The organism is Bacteroidales bacterium (assembly GCA_041671145.1).
Lineage (GTDB): Bacteria > Bacteroidota > Bacteroidia > Bacteroidales > JAHJDW01 > JAQUPB01.
This window is the reverse complement of sequence record JBAZBZ010000080.1, coordinates 1-3,878: the sequence shown is the minus strand read 5'-3', so window position 1 is coordinate 3,878 and position 3,878 is coordinate 1. Positions and strand designations below refer to the sequence as shown.

Genomic DNA, 3,878 nt, shown 5'->3' with positions numbered 1-3,878 from the left:
CGACTATTATCTACAAGATTTCGAAGAACTTAATTGTAATCAATTGAAATTTAATTTATAATGTTAGGATGTTAGTGATTTATTAAGTAAAGACATAACAGAGACAAAAAAGGGTATTGAGACAAAAATGCATTATGACTCAAAAGTTCACGTTGACATTGTTAAAAGTAAATGGACAAGTTTTTTTAACCCTTTAAGTTCTTGTAAATACTTAATTATTGATAAAAAAATTGTTATCACAAATATGACAGTGAATCTTGAGACATTATTAAAAGTAATGAATATTTCAAAAGTTCATGAGATAAAGAGACATTTCCCATTTATAAAAATAAAATAAAAAACTGGTGCCAACAGCGGTTTGCAACAATGCGGGGTTTTGTGTAGCTTGATAATGAAATAAATATTTTTAACTTTGTATCGGCTTGAAAGTTTTGTGCGTAAAAACCCGCACTGTTGCAAGCCGCGGAACGTTGGCAACAAGTGGTTTTTGATTTTCGTGCAAATTTTATATCTTTGTAAAAAAAAACAATGAATTCGAAAGAAAAACATATTATTAGTTTGATTAAGTCGAAGATTAAAGAAAAAAATCCAGATGCAGACATCATTCTTTTTGGCTCTCATGCGAGAGGGACAGCGAATAAGACGTCTGACTGGGATATATTAATTCTACTTAATTTATCGACTGTATCAAGAAAATTAGAACAAGATTATAGACACGAACTTTTTGACATAGAACTTGAGATTGGTGAACCCATATCGACATTTGTGTATTCAAAATTAGACTGGGAAACAAGACATTCTGTAACTCCACTTTATTATAATATTTCAAAAGAGGGAATAAAAATATGACAGGAAACACAGAAGATTTGCTTAAATATAGAATTGAAAGAGCACATGAAACACTTGCAGACGCTCGTTTGTTAGCAGAAGGAGGCAGATGGAATTCATGCGTAAATAGACTATATTATGCGTCATTTTATTCTGTTAATGCATTGTTTTTGAAAAATAATTTCAAGACACACACACATAATGGATGCAGGTCTAAGTTTCTTTTTGAATTTATCAAGACAGGTATTATTTCCAAAGACTATGGAAAACTATACACAGATTTATTTGACTGGAGACAGGAAGGAGATTATGCTGACTTTATTTCATTTGATAAATCAACAGTAACTCCATTACTTGAGCAGACTGAAAATTTCATAAAAGAAATAGAGAAACATATCTAATATCCACCTGTTGCCAACATGGGCTTAGTGTTAGCGGGCAGAAATTAGCAATTTGATTGTTCAGTAATTATTTATAATTTTGGTTTCGGGGGAAAATGACGCAGGTATATAGAACGCCCGCCGAAAACAAGCCCCAATCGTTGGGGGCAAGGGTGTCAAAGAAGACGAAAATAATATTTCAGGAAAAAATATAAAGGATGGTTCAGTGCAAGTGGAAAGACATTTTAGTAAAAAGAAAATTTGAAAAATTTTTGCTTTCAAGTCTTTAACACGGAAATATCGTGCAAACTAGTGTTTGTAACGTAGCGACGTTAAAAAGACTTGGCAAAGTTATAGGAAAAAAAATAAAAATCAAGGATTTTATAACTTTTGTTGATAAAATGTCTTTTAGAAAAAGTGATGAACCATGACAAAATTAAACCTGAGAATATTTTTGACTGCACATATCAGGTTTGATATATGACAATAAAAAATATTTAAAATTATTTTCTCGACAAGTTTTTTTTCCGTTATTTGAACTACGTTCATCTGACACACACATGCTATACTGACGAAAAGAAAAGAACTGTACCCAACACGTGGTTGCAATCATGCCTTATTTTTGGTGTATTGAATTATTTTTTATATATTTGAACATTAAACCGTGTGATAATGAATTGCAAGCAATACGGCACGAATTGCAACCACGGGAACGTTAGCAGTAATACTGATACAGCACGCAGACAACACAACAACGCAATATGAAATTTGCACTAAAACCAGATAATAGAAACGCTTCAGACAAGGAATTGTTAGATGACTTAAAGAAGGTTGCAAGCGAACTTAATAAGGAATCTCTTACCCAAAGTGAATATGATAAAGTGGGTAGATTTAATAGTGGAACTATTAAGAAAAGATTAGGTTGGAATAATGCTTTGGAAAAAGCAGGACTGACAGTTGCTAAACATCAGAACATTTCGGATGAAGAATTACTTGAAGATTTAAAAAGGGTTGCAAACAAAATTGCTCCAATAAAGGTAACCACCTATAAATATAATGAAGTAGGGAAATATTCTTCAACAATCATAGACAGACGTTTTGGTTGGAACAAAGCATTAAAAAAAGCAGGATTAGAAATATCAAATCTGCAAAATATTTCAAATGAGGAATTATTTGAAAATATGGAAGAAATATGGATTAAACTTGGGAGACCACCTTATATAACTGAGTGTGTAAAACCATTTTCAAAATATTCAAGTGATACCTATACAAAAAGATTTGGGAATTGGCGCAAAGCTCTTGAAACATTTGTTGAATACATTAACTCCGATGATGATAAAACTGACAAAACAATAATAGAAGAAATAGTTCAACAAAGCAAACAAGGTTTTAAGCACTTAACTAAAAGAAACCCTAGTAATAAATTGAAAATACGAGTAGCAATGAGAGATGGGAATGTTTGTAGAATATGCGGTTGTAAACTTGAAGGGTGGAATGACTTCCATTTTGACCACATAATACCCTGGGTTAAATGTGGCGAAACAACCTATGAAAATCTTCAAATACTTTGTGTTGACTGTAATCTTCTTAAAGGAAGTTTGGATTATCCGGAAAAATAAGTGAACTTGACACGAACGAAAGAAGTACTACTGCTAACATGTTGCTTATATAATGCGGTGTTCGTGCATTTTGAAAGTTCATTATTATTTATTAATTTTGTTTCGGTTGAAAGTGAAGTGCGTTTAATGCACCGCACTATATAAGCAACCGACCGTTGGGGGCAAGGCGAAACGCAAAATAAATTTAAACATAAGAAAACGGAGTAATCCGAAAATCCGATAAAGAGTAGGAAATATAAAAAAAACATTATGAAAAAAATTTACGTTTTATTATTTGCATTATTTACATTAAATGTGGCTAATGCACAATGGACAATACAAACAAGTATAAGTGGATATGCTTATTATTTAAAGTCAGTTTGTTTTACCTCTAATAGCATTGGTTATGTTGTTGGTTATGATTATAATTTATTTGTTGGAATAATTTTAAAAACAACAAATGGTGGTGCAAATTGGGGAAAGAGTACAACCGGAACAGATATTTGGTTATATTCAGTTTATTTTACTGATGCCACTACAGGTTATGCGGTTGGTGGTAATGGAACAATTAAAAAAACCACCAATGGAGGCGTAAACTGGGCAACTCAAACAAGTGGAACTCCTAATTGGTTATATTCAATTTATTTTACCGATGCCAATAATGGTTACATGGTTGGAAGTAACGGAACAATTATAAAAACCACAAATGGAGGTGCAAACTGGGTTGCTGAAACAAGCCCAACTGCTGATGATTTAAATTCAGTTTATTTTACTGATGCTAATACTGGTTATGCCGTTGGAGAATTGGGGAAAATTATAAAAACTACTGATGGAGGTGTAAACTGGGCAGCCGAAACAAGTGGAACTACTAGTAATCTAAAATCAGTTTGTTTTATCGATGCTAATACTGGCTACGCCGTTGGTGGTGTTTTTCTGAAAACCACAAATGGCGGCATGAATTGGACATTACAAGCAGGTGTAAATGGAAATTCAGTTTGTTTTACCGATGCTAATACTAATGGCACTAACATAAATAAAAAAGTATTATATTTGACCTATAATTAAATCAAAA

At 32.3% G+C, this 3,878-nt stretch carries 4 protein-coding genes; all 4 read left to right on the top strand.

The window, feature by feature from the left end:
• Positions 1 to 528: 528 nt before the first annotated feature.
• The 4 genes from WC223_13905 (at position 529) to WC223_13890 (ending at position 3,871) form a co-directional block, all read left to right on the top strand.
• Complete coding sequence (locus tag WC223_13905; protein MFA6925336.1) at positions 529 to 849, top strand: nucleotidyltransferase domain-containing protein; 321 nt, start codon at positions 529 to 531, stop codon at positions 847 to 849.
• The gene (locus tag WC223_13900; protein ID MFA6925335.1) at positions 846 to 1,229 is read left to right on the top strand and encodes a HEPN domain-containing protein; all 384 of its coding nucleotides are present in this window, start codon (positions 846 to 848) and stop codon (positions 1,227 to 1,229) included. The genes WC223_13905 and WC223_13900 overlap by 4 nt, the downstream gene beginning before the upstream one ends.
• Positions 1,230 to 1,969: 740 nt before the next feature.
• On the top strand, positions 1,970 to 2,827 hold the full coding sequence (locus WC223_13895; protein ID MFA6925334.1) for an HNH endonuclease: 858 nt from the start codon (positions 1,970 to 1,972) through the stop codon (positions 2,825 to 2,827).
• Positions 2,828 to 3,076: 249 nt separating this feature from the next.
• Positions 3,077 to 3,871 carry a YCF48-related protein gene (locus WC223_13890; protein ID MFA6925333.1) on the top strand — a complete coding sequence of 265 codons (795 nt, stop codon included), beginning with the start codon at positions 3,077 to 3,079 and terminating at the stop codon, positions 3,869 to 3,871.
• Positions 3,872 to 3,878 lie beyond the last annotated feature (7 nt).